Source organism: Planktotalea frisia (assembly GCF_001890925.1).
GTDB lineage: Bacteria > Pseudomonadota > Alphaproteobacteria > Rhodobacterales > Rhodobacteraceae > Planktotalea > Planktotalea frisia.
In genome coordinates, this window is sequence record NZ_MLCB01000091.1 from 59082 (window position 1) to 76413 (window position 17332).

The 17332-nt window shown below is 57.1% G+C and carries 20 protein-coding genes; 3 read left to right on the forward strand and 17 right to left on the reverse strand.

Annotated features, from left to right (window positions below; genetic code table 11):
* Positions 1-419 precede the first annotated feature (419 nt).
* The 8 genes from PFRI_RS05620 to PFRI_RS05655 form a co-directional block, all read right to left on the reverse strand.
* The gene (locus PFRI_RS05620; protein WP_072629745.1) at positions 420-1235 is read right to left on the reverse strand and encodes a sugar phosphate isomerase/epimerase family protein; all 816 of its coding nucleotides are present in this window, start codon (positions 1233-1235) and stop codon (positions 420-422) included.
* Positions 1195-2433 carry an MFS transporter gene (locus PFRI_RS05625; RefSeq protein WP_072629746.1) on the reverse strand — a complete coding sequence of 413 codons (1239 nt, stop codon included), beginning with the start codon at positions 2431-2433 and terminating at the stop codon, positions 1195-1197. Before PFRI_RS05625 ends, PFRI_RS05620 begins: the two co-directional genes overlap by 41 nt.
* Positions 2430-3635 (reverse strand): alpha-D-ribose 1-methylphosphonate 5-triphosphate diphosphatase, encoded by a 1206-nt coding sequence (locus PFRI_RS05630; protein WP_072629747.1) that lies wholly within the window; start codon positions 3633-3635, stop codon positions 2430-2432. Before PFRI_RS05630 ends, PFRI_RS05625 begins: the two co-directional genes overlap by 4 nt.
* Entirely contained in the window at positions 3636-4280 is a 645-nt protein-coding gene (locus PFRI_RS05635; RefSeq protein ID WP_072629748.1) for a class I SAM-dependent methyltransferase, read from the reverse strand. It lies immediately after the preceding gene.
* The gene (gene phnE / locus PFRI_RS05640; RefSeq protein WP_072629749.1) at positions 4277-5110 is read right to left on the reverse strand and encodes a phosphonate ABC transporter, permease protein PhnE; all 834 of its coding nucleotides are present in this window, start codon (positions 5108-5110) and stop codon (positions 4277-4279) included. Before phnE ends, PFRI_RS05635 begins: the two co-directional genes overlap by 4 nt.
* Positions 5103-5921 carry a phosphonate ABC transporter ATP-binding protein gene (locus tag PFRI_RS05645; RefSeq protein WP_245812277.1) on the reverse strand — a complete coding sequence of 273 codons (819 nt, stop codon included), beginning with the start codon at positions 5919-5921 and terminating at the stop codon, positions 5103-5105. Before PFRI_RS05645 ends, phnE begins: the two co-directional genes overlap by 8 nt.
* A complete protein-coding gene (locus PFRI_RS05650) occupies positions 5914-6783 on the reverse strand; it encodes a PhnD/SsuA/transferrin family substrate-binding protein (RefSeq protein WP_072629750.1) in 870 nt (289 codons plus the stop codon). The genes PFRI_RS05645 and PFRI_RS05650 overlap by 8 nt, the downstream gene beginning before the upstream one ends.
* 107 nt (positions 6784-6890) lie before the next feature.
* Positions 6891-8084 (reverse strand): alpha-D-ribose 1-methylphosphonate 5-triphosphate diphosphatase, encoded by a 1194-nt coding sequence (locus PFRI_RS05655; protein ID WP_072629751.1) that lies wholly within the window; start codon positions 8082-8084, stop codon positions 6891-6893.
* Between PFRI_RS05655 and PFRI_RS05660 the strand changes: the two genes are divergently transcribed.
* Positions 8083-8754: a DUF1045 domain-containing protein gene (locus tag PFRI_RS05660; protein ID WP_072629752.1), complete on the forward strand. Its 672-nt coding sequence runs from the start codon at positions 8083-8085 to the stop codon at positions 8752-8754. The genes PFRI_RS05655 and PFRI_RS05660 overlap by 2 nt on opposite strands.
* Here PFRI_RS05660 and phnN read toward each other — a convergent pair.
* Genes phnN through phnG form a run of 7 tightly spaced genes read right to left on the reverse strand, consistent with a single transcriptional unit; the run spans position 8736 to position 13739 of the window.
* Entirely contained in the window at positions 8736-9296 is a 561-nt protein-coding gene (phnN, locus tag PFRI_RS05665) for a phosphonate metabolism protein/1,5-bisphosphokinase (PRPP-forming) PhnN (RefSeq protein WP_072629753.1), read from the reverse strand. The genes PFRI_RS05660 and phnN overlap by 19 nt on opposite strands.
* A complete protein-coding gene (gene phnL, locus PFRI_RS05670; protein ID WP_072629754.1) occupies positions 9293-9976 on the reverse strand; it encodes a phosphonate C-P lyase system protein PhnL in 684 nt (227 codons plus the stop codon). The genes phnN and phnL overlap by 4 nt, the downstream gene beginning before the upstream one ends.
* Before the next feature lie 3 nt (positions 9977-9979).
* Positions 9980-10750 (reverse strand): phosphonate C-P lyase system protein PhnK, encoded by a 771-nt coding sequence (gene phnK / locus PFRI_RS05675; protein WP_072629755.1) that lies wholly within the window; start codon positions 10748-10750, stop codon positions 9980-9982.
* The gene (locus PFRI_RS05680; RefSeq protein ID WP_072629756.1) at positions 10747-11598 is read right to left on the reverse strand and encodes an alpha-D-ribose 1-methylphosphonate 5-phosphate C-P-lyase PhnJ; all 852 of its coding nucleotides are present in this window, start codon (positions 11596-11598) and stop codon (positions 10747-10749) included. Before PFRI_RS05680 ends, phnK begins: the two co-directional genes overlap by 4 nt.
* Positions 11595-12683, reverse strand: coding sequence for a carbon-phosphorus lyase complex subunit (locus PFRI_RS05685; RefSeq protein WP_072629757.1), 1089 nt, complete (start codon positions 12681-12683; stop codon positions 11595-11597). The genes PFRI_RS05680 and PFRI_RS05685 overlap by 4 nt, the downstream gene beginning before the upstream one ends.
* Position 12684: 1 nt before the next feature.
* A complete protein-coding gene (gene phnH / locus PFRI_RS05690; protein ID WP_072629758.1) occupies positions 12685-13284 on the reverse strand; it encodes a phosphonate C-P lyase system protein PhnH in 600 nt (199 codons plus the stop codon).
* A complete protein-coding gene (gene phnG / locus PFRI_RS05695) occupies positions 13284-13739 on the reverse strand; it encodes a phosphonate C-P lyase system protein PhnG (RefSeq protein WP_072629759.1) in 456 nt (151 codons plus the stop codon). The genes phnH and phnG overlap by 1 nt, the downstream gene beginning before the upstream one ends.
* A gap of 81 nt (positions 13740-13820) precedes the next feature.
* Here phnG and phnF point away from each other — a divergent pair, with 81 nt between their 5' ends.
* Complete coding sequence (gene phnF / locus PFRI_RS05700) at positions 13821-14534, forward strand: phosphonate metabolism transcriptional regulator PhnF (RefSeq protein WP_072629760.1); 714 nt, start codon at positions 13821-13823, stop codon at positions 14532-14534.
* 64 nt (positions 14535-14598) lie between these two features.
* Here the strand turns inward: phnF and PFRI_RS05705 are convergent, their stop codons facing one another.
* Together PFRI_RS05705 and PFRI_RS05710 are read right to left on the reverse strand one after the other, a co-directional pair.
* Positions 14599-15105, reverse strand: coding sequence for a GNAT family N-acetyltransferase (locus tag PFRI_RS05705; RefSeq protein ID WP_111445357.1), 507 nt, complete (start codon positions 15103-15105; stop codon positions 14599-14601).
* A gap of 101 nt (positions 15106-15206) precedes the next feature.
* Positions 15207-16424 (reverse strand): glycerophosphodiester phosphodiesterase family protein, encoded by a 1218-nt coding sequence (locus PFRI_RS05710; protein WP_111445364.1) that lies wholly within the window; start codon positions 16422-16424, stop codon positions 15207-15209.
* Between the two features lie 217 nt (positions 16425-16641).
* Between PFRI_RS05710 and PFRI_RS05715 the strand changes: the two genes are divergently transcribed.
* On the forward strand, positions 16642-17298 hold the full coding sequence (locus PFRI_RS05715) for an HAD family hydrolase (protein WP_072629763.1): 657 nt from the start codon (positions 16642-16644) through the stop codon (positions 17296-17298).
* The last annotated feature ends 34 nt before the right edge of the window (positions 17299-17332 follow it).

Below are 17332 nucleotides of genomic sequence, written 5' to 3' on the forward strand. Positions count from 1 at the left end.
GCTCTGCTGTTGAGCCCCAGCGATCCAGTGTGTGATTTTCTCCTTTGGCGCGCCAAAATACCTCGAAGCCGTGTTGGCATCAAAAATATGCTTTTGGGGGTCAAAGACAGTTGGCCCCCGCGCCGCCTTTTCCTTTACCCAAACGGCAGCAATTTCTTGTGACTCATCTAATTCTGCAATGTAATGTGTCATAAGACCCCCAGCCTAATTGTAACAATGGCATGACGGTATTGAGGTCTGATCGATTCGCCAAGCACAGTCTAGTTGCTAAGAATGAAGTTACGATGATGGTCAGAACCATAGCCTAAGGATTGGTGCGGCCCATCATTGAGTGTTAGTTGATGGAACTTTTATCAGCTCGTATTGAGCAGTGGGACAGCGTTATGTCAGACGGCTAACACCGCCTGAAATTGTTCCGCTCAAATCACCAAACCTAGATTCTGCAACGCACTGAACCCCTTCGGAATTTCGACCTTATCACGCAGTTCCAACACGAGGTGCGGGTTGTTTTCGCAAGCAGCCAAGGCACGGAAGACGGCTGTCCATTCGATTTCCCCTTCCCCCGGGGCCCAGTGGCGGTCGGCATGGCCATCGACGTCTTGCAGGTGGACATGGGCAAGCTGCGCACCGGCATCAGTGATAAAGTCGGCGACGGGTGGGGCGCCAGACATGCGACGGGCTAACTGAGCGTGCCCGGTGTCGATGGAAAGTGCGATTGCTTGTGAGCCAAAGCCATCCACCATCGCGCGACGTGTTTCTGGGCGAACGTCCTGAATGTTTTCGATCACAAGAGTGATGCCCATGTCTTCGGCTGCGCGCACGACGGGGTCTAGGATTTGATGGATGCGGCCAATCTTGCTTTCGGCGTAGCCCGGAAAACTGAAGAAGTTGTTCTGATACCAAGCCGTGTAAGGGGAATGCAGGACCATCTGGCGCGCGCCGATCCGATCCGCGGCCTCGAGAGCTTTGAGGAACCGCGCAGTAATGATCGGGCGCAGTTCCGAGTCTTTGTTGTCGATATCCAGACCTTCAAAGGGCCCATGAATGCCAAGGCGTCCAGTATGCCCATCAAGCGCCGTCTTGGCGGCGGCAATGCGATCGTCGAATCCGGTGGTTAGCGCGACATGGGACATGAAATCCTGTAATTCGATATCGCGGGCGGAATCAAACAGCCAATCGCGGTGGTCTGCAATCTCAGATGTTTTCAGGCAGGCGCCTATTTTGAGCGGGGTCATGTCTGTGGGTCCTTGGGTCGGGAATAAACATATAGGTAGCGATGGCACAGCAAAGACACAGGGCCATGACAGCAAAAGACCACCAGCCGCCGTAGGTTTGTGTGGTCCATGCAAAAGCAAAAGGGGCGGAGGCGTTGATCCCCATTTGCACGAAGGAGATCCACCCGAGTCGTGCACCGTAGCCTTTGGCACCGAATAGCGCCAAAGGCAGGGTACCGCGCGCGATGGTTTTGATCCCGTCGCCCATTCCGTAAAGTGCGGCTGCAAGCAGAAGTCCAGTTAACGTAAATCCGAAGATCAACAGGACGACAAAGCCAGAAAACATCAGGCCGAGGCTAAGCGCATAGGTCACCAACGGGTACATGCTGCGACTCACCACCATCTCGAAAAACCGGCCCACGGTTTTGAACGGGCCGATGACGGCGCCGGCGAAGGCTGCCATGGCCGCTGTGTGGCCCAAATCCTGAACATTGGTCACCCAAAGTGTCATAACAGCGCCCATCAGGTAGCCTGAAAAAATGAAAGAAACGACCATCCACAGCATTGCCTGCTTGCGCAGGTGTCCGGTCAGTTCGGGCCAGTCCGGCGCATTGTCAGGCTTGGGTGCATCGGCTTCGCGTTCAGGCCCGCGCAAGACAAAGAAGTGGATCGGTGTGCAGATCAGCAAGGCACTGAAGCCGAGGATCACCCACGTTGTCTCCCAGCCGTACCGGTTAAACAGCGCGAGAGTCAGCGGCCAGAAAATAGTCGAGGCGACCCCGCCAAAAAGCGTGATGACAGAAATCGAGCGTTGCGGCAGAACGCCTAGATCTAGTCGCGCCACACTGGCAAAGGCCACATTATACAGCACGAACATACCCGCGCCTTCGGCCACCAGGATCAGCACAAACAACCCGATGCGCCCTTCAATTTGGCTCATCGCCATCAGCGCAAGGCTGGCTACGACTGAGCCCAGTGTCATCACCCAGCGACCGCCACAGTGGTCCACCAGTTTTCCGGCAATGGGTGAGACCAGGCCGCCAAAGAAAAGGCCCAGCGATAGAATGCCGAATACCTCTGACAGGGTCAGTCCAAGATCCCTTGCCATTTCTGGTAAGAGCACCGCATAGGCATACATCAATGTCCCGTACCCCATGATCTGGGTTACGCCGAGTCCAATGGCAGGAAGATAATCGCGGTTCAGTCTTGGCAGGTTCATCCAGCAGGCATACCGCGATAGGCGCAACGGCCCGCAACCCATGTCCCCTGAATGGCTGGGACGGAGCCGTTGGGCCAATCCACCAAAACAAGGTCCGCGCGCTTGCCAACAGTGATGTCGCCCCGGTCGGGCAAACCCATCGCCCGCGCGGGGCCAGATGAGACGAGCGACCAAAGCGCAAGCCGATCCGCGCGGCGCTCTGCGTCAAGCTTGGCAATTGCAGCCAGCATGGCGGGGTAGAAATAATCCGAAGCGAGCGCATCGCACAGACCGGCCTCCACCATGTCACCTGCACCAAGCGAGCCGATATGGCTTCCTCCACGGGCGGCATTCGGCGCGCCAAAGATGATCGGATCACCACCTTTGCGGGCCGCTTCTGCCGCCTCAATCACCATCGGAAATTCCGCCACTCCTGCGCCAAGCTCGCGGAAATAGGCGCGGGTTTCCGCCCGTGTATCATCGTGGCTTAGCATGGGCGCTCCCGCTGTACGGGCCATCTGTGCAACCGATGCGATCGCGTCCGGCACCTCGCTGCGCCGATCCCAGACGTGGCCCAGGAGCGCGATATAGTCTTCCTCGCTCAGCCCAGCACGATGGGCTTTGGAAGCGGCGCGCTTTTTCATGCGCGCGTCGTCTAGCGACGCGATTGAAAAATCCGGGGACAGCTCAAAAGCGCGGTCCTGGATTGGCACGTCATAGGCCCGCATGGTCATAGACGTGTGGTCATTGAATGCCACGGAAGGTAATAGTGGCCCCGCAAGCGCCCATTCGATCACGTCCAAAGCCTCGAACGCGAAGGTTTCCCACCGAAGCTGCACGCGGTTTTCCACGGTCAGCCGTGCGGCCAGATCGCGCATGGCTTGCATGAGTTCGCGGCCGCGTGCCACATCGCGCAGCCCCGGCTCCCATCCCAGCGTGATGGCGTGATAAGCGGTGGCTATCCCGTTGGTTGCAAGTTGGCGGTCAGTGTCGATGAGCGCTGTTTCGGTTGGGAAGAAAACCCCTGGACGGGGCATCAGCTGGCGTTCGAACGCATCGCCATGTACGTCGATCAGGGCAGGGGCCAATATCAATCCACGTGCGTCGATCACCTCGCCTTGCGTGGGGCCACCTAATTCGACGATCTTGCCATTGCTGATGGCAACAGTCGTCTCAGTGATCTCGCCAGGCAGGTAGACCTGTGCGCCTTCAAAGGTAATCATTCAAAGTCGCTCCATTGTCAGATGCCAGTGAAAAGTCCCCGGCTTTTCGTGTTCACGGTCCTCAAGCCTCAGGCATTCAAAGCCCGAAAACAGGGCCAACAGATCGGCCGCCGCGCAATAGTAGTGCGGATGCATTTTGTCCGTACCGGGTGCATCAAAAACCCATGCGTTGCGGCTGATTTCACGACCTGTGTATTTCGCCTGCTCATGCGGCAGGCGGCGTTTGGACAGCATGGTGCCTATATAACTGCCGCCGGGCTTCAGTACGCGACGAATTTCGGCAATGGTGCGCAGCAGGATGTCTTCATCGCCATGGTAGATCACGTTCCAGCTGAGCACGTGATCAAAGGCGTGATCCTTGAACGGCAGCGTATCCATGCGGGCCAGAATTGTTTCTACGCCACCGGCCCTTTCAATCTCTGCCAACCCGCCGGGCGCGGCATCCAAAGCGATCACGTCAAAGCCCTGGGCTGTCAGCCAAAGCGCGTGACGCCCCACGCCCGCCCCCAGATCAAGAATGCGTGCACTTTGTGCCAGACCAGCCGCCCATTCTTGCACGTCCTTCTCGGGCGTCAGCCACTTGCTATCTTTTTCGATGGATTTCCATTGGTCATTCCAATGCTGGTCTGCTGTATCCGATTTCACCGTTGTTCTCCGATAATTTTGGTGCGGGCCCAGCCGCTGACGAGCTCGATCCCGATCACAACAACTGCGATCATCAAGATCACGGTCATCGCTGTGGGGTAGTCGAAAAGGTCAAAGCCAACTTTAAGCTCGATCCCGATACCACCCGCACCGACAAGGCCAAGGATAGTCGACGACCGGACGGCTTTCTCCAAGGCAAAGAGAGAGGTGGAAATGAAAGCAGGCAGGCTGCCGGGGATCGTGGCACAGGCCACAACATCGAGTTTCCGCGCACCAGTGGCTGTTAGGCTCTCGGCGGGGCCTTTGTCGGTTGCTTCCATGTCGTCGGCGAAAAAGCGTCCGCAAAAGCCGATTGTGTCGATCACGATTGCCAGCATGCCAGCAAAGGGACCAAGGCCCACGGCAACGACAAACACCAAAGCCCAGGCGATATCGGGGACAGCACGGATGAAACTCAGCCCGGTGCGCATAATTTGGTTCACCCATGGGCCGGCAATCAGCCCCTTTGCCGCCAAGAGGGCGACAGGAACAGATATGATTACCCCGATCACGGCACCGGCAACAGCGATTTGCAGTGTCTCGACCATTTTCCAGCCCAGCCGTGTGAGCACTTGTGGGTCAAGGTTCGGCGGGAAGGCCCGCGCGGCAAAATCGGCAAAGCGGGGTGGGGAGCTGGCTACTTTTTCAAGCGAGAAGCCGGCACCGGCGAGGCACCAGAAGATGATGACAAGTCCAAGCGCATAGCCCAAAAAACTGATGGCCGAGGGCCGCTCAAACCGCGCCAGTTCAAATCGGGCCCGTTCATTCCGGGGAGGCGCGGTATCAGTCATAAAGGCCTCTCAGATCGGCGGAACTCAGCGAGGCTGCTGTCGCATCAAGCTGAATGCGCCCCTGCGCAAGGCCAAGCACGCGGTCGCCGTATTTCAATGCATGTTCAATGTTGTGCGACGTAAAGACGACTGTCACGTTTTCGTCGCGGACAAGCCGGAAGAACAGCTCCATCACGTCTTCGCCTGCACTTGGATCAAGTGACGCGCAAGGCTCATCCGCAAAGAGAACCTTGGGCGCGCTGACGATGGCGCGGGCAATGGCCACGCGTTGCGACTGCCCGCCCGACAGCCGATCCGCGCGCCGGTGCGCGAAATCAGCGAGGCCCACACGTTCCAACGCCTGCATGGCAGTTTCCCGAGAGGACTGGGGGGCGAGCGAATGGCTCCAATGACGTATGCCGGGATGCTTGCCTAGAAGACCGTGTAAGACATTCGAAAGCACAGACAGTCTGGGCACCAGATTGTGCTTCTGAGAGACCAGCCCGATCTGCGCGCGAATGTTGCGCATCTGGCGCCCGGTCGTTTCATCTGTCTGCTGTCCCAGCAAATGCACACTGCCACCTGAGGTTGGGATCAACCCCATCAGGCAGCGCAGCAGGGTCGATTTCCCCGTGCCGTTGGCACCAACAAGTGCTGTTGCCTCTCCGCGGGCGAGGCGGAAACTCACGTCGGAAAAGATGGGCGTTGTTCCAAAGGATTTGGAAACGGCGCGAGCCTCTATATCGACATGCGAAACCGGGGCGAAGGCCGCCCCGGTTTGTTCAGTCAGCACATCCGGTGCCGCCGGACGTCTCAGCAAAAGATCAGTCACCGATGAAATTGTCGAACTGAGGGTATCCCGCATTCGAGTACATCGAACGGACGTAGTCATATGCGCTGTCTTCAATCGCAACGAGGTCCATGCCGACATATTTGTCGTTTTCTTCGTGAGCTGTGATGCCCGCGATGATCTGGGTCTTGTTCTCGAGAATGGCATCACGCACGGCTGTCGCAGCTTCGGTTGGTACATGCGTACCTACCATGATCATGTCGTTGGGCAGGTCGCCCGAGCGCGCGATCATCTTGAAGAAGCCGTAGGGCAATTCTGTTTCCTTGGCGCGGACATTCAGCCAGCTGCCGGCGTTGGAGCCGATGGCATCCACATCGCCGTTCTTCAGCGCCTCATGGGCGATGTTGCGCGAGGTGTGTGTTTTCTTGATGTCGTTGACTGGATCAACGCCGTGATCAGCGAGTACCTGCATGGGGCAAAGCATGTTCGAGGTCGAACCGATATCCCCAAAGGCGACCGACTTGCCGACCAGATCAGCAGGCACGTTGATGCCGCTGTCAGCGCGCACGATAATGGCACAGTGATAATCAGGGCGACCGAGGCCGATCAGCGGCGTGGCATTGGTCAGCTTGTTGATAACCACATATTCTGCAGGTCCAGAGACTACAAAATCCACGGTCTCACCGCGCAGCGCCTCGGCTGCAGCCGTGCGCGAGTTTACTGCATAGAATTCGAATGTGTCGCCGGTGGCCACTTCAAGCGCCTCCTTAAACGGGCCCCATTCCAGTTGCAGGCGTTCCATGCCTTCAACATCTGTGACGGCAAGTTTCCAGGTTTCTGCTGTCGCTGCAAAGGCAGACACAGCGGCAAGGCTTACACCCAGCAAAAGAGATTTCAGTTTCATAGCACCCTCCAGGTTTATTCATTCGGATGAATAGTGGGGCTGCGTATCAATGGCGCTACAGTTTCATGAAACCTTTGTGACGTATGCTGTCGCACCTCCAAAAAACCTCAACCAACTTTGTTGCCTTGGCTCCAAACGCCGCGGAGCAGAGGCGTTTCGCCGATTTTGCGCACGCGCAGAACGTCACCGCGCAAACCTGTTTTCAAAGCACCACGGTCACGCAACCGCACGGCACTCGCGGGGTTGCTGGTCACTGTAGCAATGGCGCGGGGAAGGTCATTCCAAATATCTGCAAGGCGGAAGGCCGACAAAAGCAGTGCCGAGGGCACGTAGTCTGATGAGACAATGTCGAGAAGATCGGCCTTTGCAAGTTCCTCCGCTGCAACATTGCCAGAGTGGGATCCGCCGCGGATCAGGTTGGGTGCACCCATCATCACGGCAATGCCGTGGATGCGACAGGTGGCTGCGGCTTCAACCGTTGTGGGAAACTCGGCAAAACCCACGCCGTTCACCGCAGAGGTTCCGACATGATCGGCCGTGGTATCATCATGGCTGGCCAGAACTGCACCCAGGCGGCGGGCCTCTTTCACTGCACCTGCCTCGTGTTTTGCCCCGAAGCGTTTTTGCAGACCCAACAGGGTCTCAACATGTTCGGTAAACTCCGCGTCGTTCATCCCGCGTTTTTTAGCAACATAGGTTTTAAGCGCGGTCAGGTCACGGAACTGGCGCTGGCCCGGGGTGTGATCCATAAGGCTGACGATGCCGACCCGGTCTGACGAGCCGAACGCCGCCAATTCCTCAAGCAGCGTCTCTGAACAGATTTCGGCCCGCAGATGGAGGAAATGACTAATCTTGAAATACCCTTGTGCACGCGCTGCCAAGAGTTCATCCGCCAGCTTTCGGGCGTAGTCGATGTAGCGTCCCTTGCCGCTGTGGATGGACCCCACCCGCATGGCGTCAAACACCGTCGTGATGCCTGTGGAGGCCAGTTCTGCATCGTGTGCGATCAGGGCGGGCAAATGTGGCCAGTCCACCTCCGGACGCGGTTCGATATGGCGTTCGACATTATCTGTATGCAGTTCGACAAGACCGGGAATAACGAGGTCACCGGCACAATCCACGGCACCGGTCGGGACATGATCCCCTTCAGTAATGTCACAAATAACGCCTTGTTCGATGGTCACCGCACCAGTGAGCACCTGATCTTCCAACACAAGCTGTGCATTGGCGAGACATAGGTCGCTTGACACATGGTTGTCACAAGCCGTCGTTAACGAGGTCGTGGAAAAAGGGGAATTCATGTCATACTCTCGATTTGCAATTTATTATGTGCCGTCAAAAGGGCCCTTGGCCGATTTTGGTGCGTCCTGGCTTGGTTGGGATGTTTTGCATGGCCGTGAGGCACCCCAGCCTAGTATGCCGGGTTTGGATGACATCACGATGACACCGCGCAAATACGGGTTTCATGCGACATTGAAGCCGCCCTTTCGTCTGGCTGAAGGGCAAGACGTGAAAGCTTTGGAAGCCGCTGCATCTGACCTTGCTGCAGGCCTCGCGCCAGCCATATGCAACGAATTGGAATTGACGACTTTGGGCGGTTTTCTGGCGCTGACTCCGCAAGACGATATGCAAGCTGTGCGCCGGGTTGCTGGAGCCTGTGTGCGCGAGCTTGATCGATTTCGCGCCCCGGCTTCCGAGGCAGAACTCGCGCGTCGCCGCAAAGTTGGTCTGAGCCCACCGCAAGAGGCGCTGCTCGCGCAATGGGGCTATCCTTACGTGATGGAGGAGTTTCGGTTCCACATGACACTGACGGCGCGGCTGCCGCAGGCTGACATCGCCGTATGGTCGGCCGCTGTGCGGCGTTATTTGCCGGACCTGTCTGGCCTTTTTGTCCTTGACCAGATCGCTTTGTGCGGTGAGCGGGAAGATGGCCGGTTCGAAGTAATCCATCGCTACAAACTCACCGGCTGAAGCAGTGCCGCGCCCCGGGCGATGGTCTGGTACAGCGGACCATCATTGGCGAGGTTGATTACCTTGAGCCCAACCGGCAAGGGCTTGTCAGCCTGCGCAAGGCGTTTGCTGATCTCTTCTTCCGTCTCACGGGCCCGCGCGGCCAAACGGTGCGCAAGTGTTTCCGGTTTCGCGGTGATGTTGAGAACTATGAAGCGTGGAAAAATCTCGGCCGCTTGGGCCAGAGCCTTGCGAGAGAAATTGACAAGGCAATCGGTCCCCTTGCCAAGTTGGTATTTGACGTTAATCGGAATGCCGTAATACAGCCCGTGCGCGCGCCAATGTACTGCAAAAGCCCCATCTTCCACCATGGCTTCAAATTGTGCCACTGACACAGCATCGTAATTCTCTCCGCCCAAGTCAGGCGCTCGTGTGATGACGCGGCGCACCATATGCAAATCGGGTATTGCGTCGTGTAGGCCCGCCATCACGCTGTCCTTGCCAACACCCGATGGGCCGACAACCGCGATGAGGCGTCCCCCAGACTTTGAGGCAAGCGTCATGCGGCCATTCCGGGCGTAAATCGACCGACATCAATTTCGCGATCACAGACACGGGTACGGGCCGCCTCATCATGAAAAATGCCAATGATGGCCGCGCCGCGCGCTTTGGCGTCCTCGATCAAGGAGAGCACCACCTCGCGGTTCGCAGCGTCGAGGCTCGCGGTAGGTTCATCAAGTAACATTGCAGGGTAGGTATGGGCAAAGCCACGGGCAATGTTCACGCGCTGTTGCTCTCCGCCGGAGAAGGTAGTGGGGGACAAAGACCACAGTCGTTCTGGGATGTTTAGTTGGGTCAGAAGCGCCGATGCGCGGTCCTGCGCTTCGTCTGCCGGTACGCCCAAAGCGCGCAGAGGCTCTGCAACCACATCGAGCGTTGGGACTCGCGGCACCACACGCAGGAACTGGCTAACATAGCCCAGCACATCACGGCGCAATTTTATGATGTCGCGCGGCTCAGACCGCACGATGTCCAAACCGCCAATGCGAATTTCACCTGCCTGCGTCAGGTAATTGCCGTAGATCATCCGCATTAGCGTGGATTTACCAGCACCAGAGGCCCCAGTGAGCGCCACGCATTCGCCAGGGGCAACCGCGAAGGACACATCGCTGATCACCTCGATCACGGCACTTCCCTGATTGTGCAGGGTAAAGGTTTTGGAGACGTCTTTGAGTTCAATCATGGCTCATACCTGTAAAACAGAACTGACAAGAAGCTGGCTATAGGCATGCTGCGGATCGTCCAGCACCTGATCTGTCAGGCCCGCCTCGACCACGCGGCCTGATTTCATGACCATCAGGCGGTCCGCCAGCAGGCGAACAACAGCCAGGTCATGGGTTACAATGATCGCCGATAGACCCATGTCACGCACCAGACCGCGCAGCAGATCCAGCAGTCGCGCCTGAACCGACACATCTAGACCGCCGGTGGGTTCATCCATGAACACAAGACGTGGGCCCGTGACAAGGTTGCGTGCTATTTGCAAGCGTTGCTGCATCCCACCAGAGAATGTTGTAGGGCGATCATCCACACGTGACGCATCGATCTCGACCCGCCCCAGCCAGTCCGTGGCCTTTTCGCGGATATCGCCGTAGTGACGATCTCCCACAGCCATCAACCGCTCGCCTACATTGCCACCGGCGCTGACGCCCATGCGTAGCCCGTCGCGGGCGTGTTGGTGTACAAAAGCCCAATCGGTGCGACCGAGCATCCTGCGTTCGGGTTCGGACATCGTAATTGTATCGCGTGGACCGTCGGTACGGGTGTCGAACACAACCTGTCCCGCATCGGGGGTCAGATGCCCTGCCATGCAATTGAGCAAGGTGGATTTGCCTGATCCGCTTTCGCCAACGATCCCCACAACCTCACCGGGATACAGGTCGAAAGACACATCGGCGCAACCGATATGCGCACCATATCGCTTGGTGATGCCCTGAACAGAAAGCAAAGGTGTCATGCTGCGTCCTTTCCTTTGTGGCCCGTTGCCTGGCGCGCTTCGCAATAATCGGTGTCAGAGCAGACAAACATCCGCCCACCGGCGTCATCGATGATCAACTCATCCAGATAGCTGTCTGTCGCACCGCACATCCCGCAGGGGTGATCAGCCTTGGACGCCTCAAACGGATGATCCTCAAAGTCGAGGCTGACCACTTGGGTATATGGGGGCAGCGCATAAATACGTTGCTCGCGGCCTGCGCCAAAAAGCTGGATTGCGGCCATATCACCCAGCTTGGGATTATCGAATTTGGGGATCGGCGAGGGATCCATCACATAGCGCCCCTCGACCTTGACCGGATAGGCGTAAGAGGTGGCGATATGACCGTGGCGGCTGATATCTTCATAAAGTTTCACATGCATCAGTCCATATTCTTCAAGGCTGTGCATCTTACGTGTCTCGCTTTCACGGGGTTCAAGAAAACGCAGCGGTTCGGGGATCGGCACCTGATAGACAAGGATCTGACCCTCGTGCAGCGGCTCTTCGGGGATGCGGTGCCGGGTCTGGATCACAGTGGCATCACTTGTCGCAGTGGTCGTCGCAACTCCAGCAGTGCGTTGAAAGAAAGTCCGTATTGAAACTGCGTTTGTGGTGTCATCGGCCCCTTGGTCGATCACCTTGAACGTGTCCTTGGGCGTCAGCACCGCAGCTGACACCTGCACGCCGCCTGTTCCCCAGCCATAGGGCATCGGCATCTCGCGAGAGGCGAAAGGGACCTGATAGCCGGGAATGGCAAGCCCCTTAAGGATTGCACGGCGGATCATCCGTTTTGTTTGCTCGTCCAAATAGGCGAAGTTATACTCGGTCATTCCGCTGCCTCCTGCACCTGTAGCGCACCCGCTTCGCGACGGAGCTTGCGCACCAGTTCCAATTCAGACTGAAAATCGACGTAATGGGGCAGTTTGATATGTTCTAGGAACCCCGTCGCCTGAATGTTGTCGGCGTGATACAAAACGAATTCTGCGTCCTGGGCGGGTGCACCAACGTTATCCTCGCCCAATTCTTCCCAGCGTAGCGCGCGATCGACCAAGGCCATAGAGATCGCCTTGCGCTCGGTCTGGCCAAAGACCAGCCCGTACCCGCGGGTAAACTGTGGCGGCTTGGTTTTCGAGCCGGTGAATTGGTTGACGGTTTCGCATTCGGTCAAGATCACTTCTCCGATCTCGACGGCAAATCCCAGTTCGGGGATGTCCATCTCAACCGGAACTGACCCGATCCGCAGCTCGCCCACAAAGGCATGGTTGCGCCCGTAGCCGCGCTGCGTGGAGTAGGCGAGGCCAAGGGTAAAACCTTCGTCCGCGCGGGTCAGCGCTTGCAGGCGCAGGGCGCGGTCGGCGGGCATTTCCAGTGGTTCGCGGGTCAGGTCGGGGGGCGGCGTATCGTCATGGGGGGCCTCTTCGATCAGCCCTTCGCGGTTCAGGAATTCGGTGACATGCGGGACAGTGCCCGTCTCGGCGTCACGTGATGGAGCCTTGGGCACCTCGCCATCAGCGGCCAGTTTGAAATCAAGCAAACGGTGCGTGTAGTCAAATGTTGGGCCCAGGACCTGCCCGCCGGGCAAGTCCTTGAACGTGGCCGAGATGCGTCGATCGCAGGCCATAATGCCGGTATCGACAGGCTCGGACGCACCAAAGCGCGGCAGAGTGGTGCGATAGGCGCGAATGAGGAAGATCGCTTCGATCAGATCGCCACGCGCCTGCTTGATTGCAAGTGCCGCAAGGTCCGGATCATAAAGCGACCCTTCGGCCATGACGCGATTGACGGCAAGACTTAGTTGCTCGCGGATTTGCGCAATGCTGAGCTCCGCGATATCCGTGTTACCGCGGCGTTCTTCGGCGAGCCAGGCATGGGCATTCTCGATTGCCCGCTCTCCGCCTTTGACTGCTACATACATGTCAGGATGCTCCTACTTGCGCTATCGCTTCGCTACTTGAGCGCGAGACTTCGGTTGACCGGGGCAAAGCCGCGAGGCGTTCGCCACAAGTGAAAATGAAATCCAGCCCCAGCGGGAACTGGGTTCGGTTGGCCTGAAACGCTTCCACTTCTGGCAAGGAAAGCGTTGCCTGATCCTTGATGCCGGGACCCGTCAAAGTTGCGCCTGCCGCAAGTTCGGAACATTCAACTATGAGCGTGGCCGAGCGGTCAGGGTACTCGGACGTGCCGATCGGGTAGACCGCGAGCGGCGCGAGCGCGTCCCACTTGCCAACCGCAAACATACACTGCGCGGGGCCAACAAAAGGGGCACCAGTGTGAAAGGCCAGCCACGCCCGCGCCGCTTCGCAATCCATATCGCCAGCCAGATAAATCGGTGTTTCCGTATCGCAGAGCGTCAGCAGAACGGCGCCCATCGCGGGCGACAGCGGGGCAGGGGGTGCTGCCCCTTCGATATCCTGAATGGTGCCCGGACGCGCCATGGCCTCCATCACACTGCGAAAGGCGTGGGCTGACTGGGTGGCTGGATCGGCAAAGCCGCCGGACAGGGTGTTTGCCTGCATCAGTCTTCTCCTCGGGTCATGGTAAAGAAATCAACCTTTGTCGCGGCTGCCTTGGCCGCGCGGGCGGCTTTCATGGTGGCCATCCCTGCTTCCAGAGGCTCAAGGACCGTCTCGCGCAGCCTACTTGCCATTGCGGTCTGCATAAGCGCATCGACTAGAGCGGCGACCTCGGCATCTGCTTTGCTACGCCCTTGAATATAGCTGTGCCCGACTTCGCCGGTTTCCAACGTCAAAGCGCAGCGGGTTATCGTCATCTCGCCCAGATTGAAGGGTGCGCCGGTGGCACCAGCACGTGCGCGGACCATCGTGCTGCCAATCTCTGGTGCACGCAGCCACGTAAAAGCAGGGCGCGATATTTCAGCATCCAACAGTGCGGCCACACGGCCTTCGGGCGCTTTAGCCAGCAGACCCATCCACGCCTTGCGGGGATTATTTTCGCTCACAGTGTCTTTCATCTCGACAACTTGTCTCTTTCCTATACAACTATACATATCTTATCATATCGATGTCCTCATGACAGAAGAGTTTTGTGAAGTTTGCGTGACAGTTCTGACAAAACCCCGATCTGGAAAGCCATCGCCAATGCAGTGCGCGGCGACTTGGCCGAAGGACGTTATGCGGTGGGGGACAAGCTGCCGACCGAGGCTGCGCTGGCGGACCGCTTTGGCGTGAACCGCCACACGGTGCGCCACGGGATTTCGGTATTGGTTGAAGAAGGGTTGGTACGCACCCGACGCGGTGCAGGGGTTTTTGTCGCGGCCACGCCGACCGACTATCCGATCGGCAATCGGGTGCGTTTCCACGAAAACCTGATCGCCGCAGGCCGCAGACCCGAAAAGCGCATGTTGGCATTGGATGAGCGCGCTGCGACGATTGGCGAGGCTCAGGCGTTGCAGATCGAAGCGGGCGATCCGGTCTGTGCCTATCACGGGCTTTCACTGGCTGATGGTCAGCCGATTGCCGTATTTGAAAGCCTGTTCCCGCTCCTGAGGCTCCCGCGCATCACCTCAGCCTTGTCCGAGACAAGCAGCGTCACCCAAGCGCTGGGTATTGCCGGCATCGATGACTATACGCGGGCCTCAACCCGCCTGACGGCTGTCCGCGCAACGGCCACACAGGCGCTGCTTTTGCAAGTTAGCGAAGGTGATCCACTCCTGAGGTCCTCCAGTATGAACCAATGCGCGGCAGGCGCGCCGGTAGAATACGGGCGTACTTGGTTTGCCGGAGACCGGATTACGCTTACGCTTTGAAGCCCTTGCGGGTGTTTATGCTCTTGCGGGTATTGCGCACCATTTTGGCAAAAGAGACACATCCCTACAGGTAGATACGGAACCTCGGGGTCAAACTATGCCTTTGTTCAAAGCCGCAGGCCAAGTATACGGCTTGGGCGTTTGCGTTGTCGGGATGTGTTCCGACCGTCATAGATGCGCAATAGAGCTCGCGTGCTTTGGCTATCGATGCATTGATCAACCGCCTTCCAATGCCTGATCCTCGAAACTCGGCTTCAACAAACAAGTGGTGCATATCAATGCCACGCTCACCCACCTCCAATTTTATCATTGGGCAGAGAGCAGCATAGCCTACAGCTATTCCATCAACTTCGGCAACCAGCGCATAAATCCAAGGAGTTTCTCCAAAGATATCACGCTCCAGGGACTTTGTGCTAACGTTTGGAATATCCCCGTGATGATGGGCCAGTGCCTGCACCATAGATAAAATTTGTTCCACATCGGATCGGGCAGCGCTTCGCGTGACAATAGCATTGGGATCAACTGAGTTCTTCATTTCACGTTCCGGATCGGTTTGCAGGGGAAGGCGCATGACGCTGACTATGGAAGTCGAATGAAATGCAAAAAGTACCCCCACCCAACAGGACGGGGGCACCAGCGCTGTGTTATACAACTAGCGAACGGGCAATCAGCCTATTCAAGCCCCATGCAGTTTGCGTAGTAGGTTACCGTTGCAGGCCAATCGGAGAATATACCGACAACGCCCACATCCTGCGCCAAGGCGTCGATGTATTCGTACATGACACCATCGTTGGTGGTCAGATCCGAGATCGACTGGTAGTACCATCCGCCACCGTCTTTGAGCGGGCCAGACCGCTCGATCGTCCATGTGATGATCTCAAGCCCTGCTGCTTTGGCTTGAACAGCCAGCTCGGACGGGATGATTTCGCCGTCCGCAGATGTGGCCACCAACATCCATGTTGGAGGTGCGATATAGTTTACACCCATCGATTTCAGCTCTTCCATCGTGTTCGGCCATGTGGCCGCATCCATCGGGGAATAGCCTTCGATGTTGTATTCATCCATCAGATAAACCGCTTGCGCGCCAAACTCCGGCTCTGCTTCGATCCAGTAGAGCACGTCTTCGAGGTTGAAGGACTGAAGCCAGACATCAGAGGCTGGAATATCGGCTGCCTTGTATTCATCCACCAGTTTTTGCGCATAGTCGGCTTGGGTAAATCCGTTGAACGGCATTTCGACCGAAGGTGATTTAAGCTCTGGCGTGAACTTTGCGCCCAGAGATTTGAACAACGCGATGGACTCGGCATGGGTCATCAGCGTTGCGGGCTCGGCCGAATAGAGATCCGTGCGCCAACCTGCTGTGCCGTCCAAATAAGCTTCAGCGGTGGTCGCAGTCGCATCAGCCGCATCCATTTTCGGGGTGAGTGTCCGGTACTCTGCCAGTGTAATTTCGGACGTGCGGCATTCGGCAGCGGCAGGCGTTTCCCTATTCGCAGGCGTGAAGGGCTGTGCGCAAGTGCTCGCCAGAGGGCTGGTTACAATGTTTGTGGTGGTGTGCAGATCATTTTGTGCATGACGGCAGACCAGCTCAAGGTCTTTCGTAAAGGTGACATCGCATTCGAGTATGCCCGCACCCATCCGCGCCGCGGCCACATTGGATTCGACAGTATGCTCGGGGAACTGCATGGGTGCGCCCCGATGCCCGATCGAGAACAGCGATGTTTTTCCTTCCTGACCCATGCACTGGGTGAGCTTGTCTTTGAGCGGACCCGCTTCCATCTGATCGATAAGGTAGTAAGGGCGCGGACCATATTCCACGTTTTCGACAGTTTGCGCCCAAGCTGGCAGAGCAGTAAAAAAAGTAGAAACGATAGCAGCGGTAACTCGCATTTTCTTCTCCATCATAATGTAATTGCTTGCTTATGCGGGGCCAATCATGACAGCGGCGTCACACTTCTATGAAAGATTTATTATTTTCCTTCGGCGTTAAAATTTACGTTTGATATGTTCCGCAGGTCTATTGCCATTCAGGCTTGGAACTGGATGGGTGTGCGCAGAAGCTTTTCCCTGGATGGGCAAGATACCTAAAACTTCAGAGCGATCCCAAATGGACAGATTTGATCTTGTGATATTTGACTGTGATGGTGTGCTGCTCGATAGTGAGATCATTGCGTGCCAAGCTGATGCCGAAGCCTACACAGCCTTGGGATATCCAATCACGACACAAGAGATATCGAGGCGCTTTGCAGGCATGCCTGACGAAGCTCTAGATGCCGCTTTGGTCAAAGAGATTGGAAAGCCTCTGCCAGCCAACTTCAGGCGGACGATAAAAAGGGCAGTCATCGGAAAATACCGGACCGAGCTACGCGCCATTGATGGTGCGCCCGCTTTGCTTTCATCACTCCGCACCGCCAAATGTATCGCGTCGTCCGCCGCCCCTGCAAAACTGGCGCTGGGGTTGATTGAGACCGAGTTGTTTGAACTGGTCTATCCTCACATCTTCTCGACGCGTTTGGTGGAAAAGGGGAAACCCCATCCGGATATCTTTTTGTACGCTGCGTTGAAAATGGGGACGGCACCCGAACGATGTATTGTTGTTGAGGACAGTGTTGCGGGCGTTACAGCAGCCATATCCGCTGGAATGACATGCATCGGATTCACGGGTGGCTCTCATTGCGCCGATGATCATGCGGAGCGTCTGTATGATGCTGGAGCAAGCTCAGTTGTTGATCGGCTTGATGCGGTGGCAGAGCTTATTGAATAGGAGGTATACTGGATGCGATGGTTCGGCATCTGGC

Coding starts and splice junctions, on each gene's coding strand:
- PFRI_RS05620 (WP_072629745.1), bottom strand. CDS start 1,235: ATGACCCCGCTCAAAATAGGCGCCTGCCTGAAAACATCTGAGATTGCA.
- PFRI_RS05625 (WP_072629746.1), bottom strand. CDS start 2,433: ATGAACCTGCCAAGACTGAACCGCGATTATCTTCCTGCCATTGGACTC.
- PFRI_RS05630 (WP_072629747.1), bottom strand. CDS start 3,635: ATGATTACCTTTGAAGGCGCACAGGTCTACCTGCCTGGCGAGATCACT.
- phnE (WP_072629749.1), bottom strand. CDS start 5,110: ATGACTGATACCGCGCCTCCCCGGAATGAACGGGCCCGATTTGAACTG.
- PFRI_RS05650 (WP_072629750.1), bottom strand. CDS start 6,783: ATGAAACTGAAATCTCTTTTGCTGGGTGTAAGCCTTGCCGCTGTGTCT.
- PFRI_RS05660 (WP_072629752.1), top strand. CDS start 8,083: ATGTCATACTCTCGATTTGCAATTTATTATGTGCCGTCAAAAGGGCCC.
- PFRI_RS05655 (WP_072629751.1), bottom strand. CDS start 8,084: ATGAATTCCCCTTTTTCCACGACCTCGTTAACGACGGCTTGTGACAAC.
- phnN (WP_072629753.1), bottom strand. CDS start 9,296: ATGACGCTTGCCTCAAAGTCTGGGGGACGCCTCATCGCGGTTGTCGGC.
- phnL (WP_072629754.1), bottom strand. CDS start 9,976: ATGATTGAACTCAAAGACGTCTCCAAAACCTTTACCCTGCACAATCAG.
- phnK (WP_072629755.1), bottom strand. CDS start 10,750: ATGACACCTTTGCTTTCTGTTCAGGGCATCACCAAGCGATATGGTGCG.
- PFRI_RS05680 (WP_072629756.1), bottom strand. CDS start 11,598: ATGACCGAGTATAACTTCGCCTATTTGGACGAGCAAACAAAACGGATG.
- PFRI_RS05685 (WP_072629757.1), bottom strand. CDS start 12,683: ATGTATGTAGCAGTCAAAGGCGGAGAGCGGGCAATCGAGAATGCCCAT.
- phnH (WP_072629758.1), bottom strand. CDS start 13,284: ATGCAGGCAAACACCCTGTCCGGCGGCTTTGCCGATCCAGCCACCCAG.
- phnG (WP_072629759.1), bottom strand. CDS start 13,739: ATGAAAGACACTGTGAGCGAAAATAATCCCCGCAAGGCGTGGATGGGT.
- PFRI_RS05705 (WP_111445357.1), bottom strand. CDS start 15,105: ATGCGCCTTCCCCTGCAAACCGATCCGGAACGTGAAATGAAGAACTCA.
- PFRI_RS05710 (WP_111445364.1), bottom strand. CDS start 16,424: ATGCGAGTTACCGCTGCTATCGTTTCTACTTTTTTTACTGCTCTGCCA.
- PFRI_RS05715 (WP_072629763.1), top strand. CDS start 16,642: ATGGACAGATTTGATCTTGTGATATTTGACTGTGATGGTGTGCTGCTC.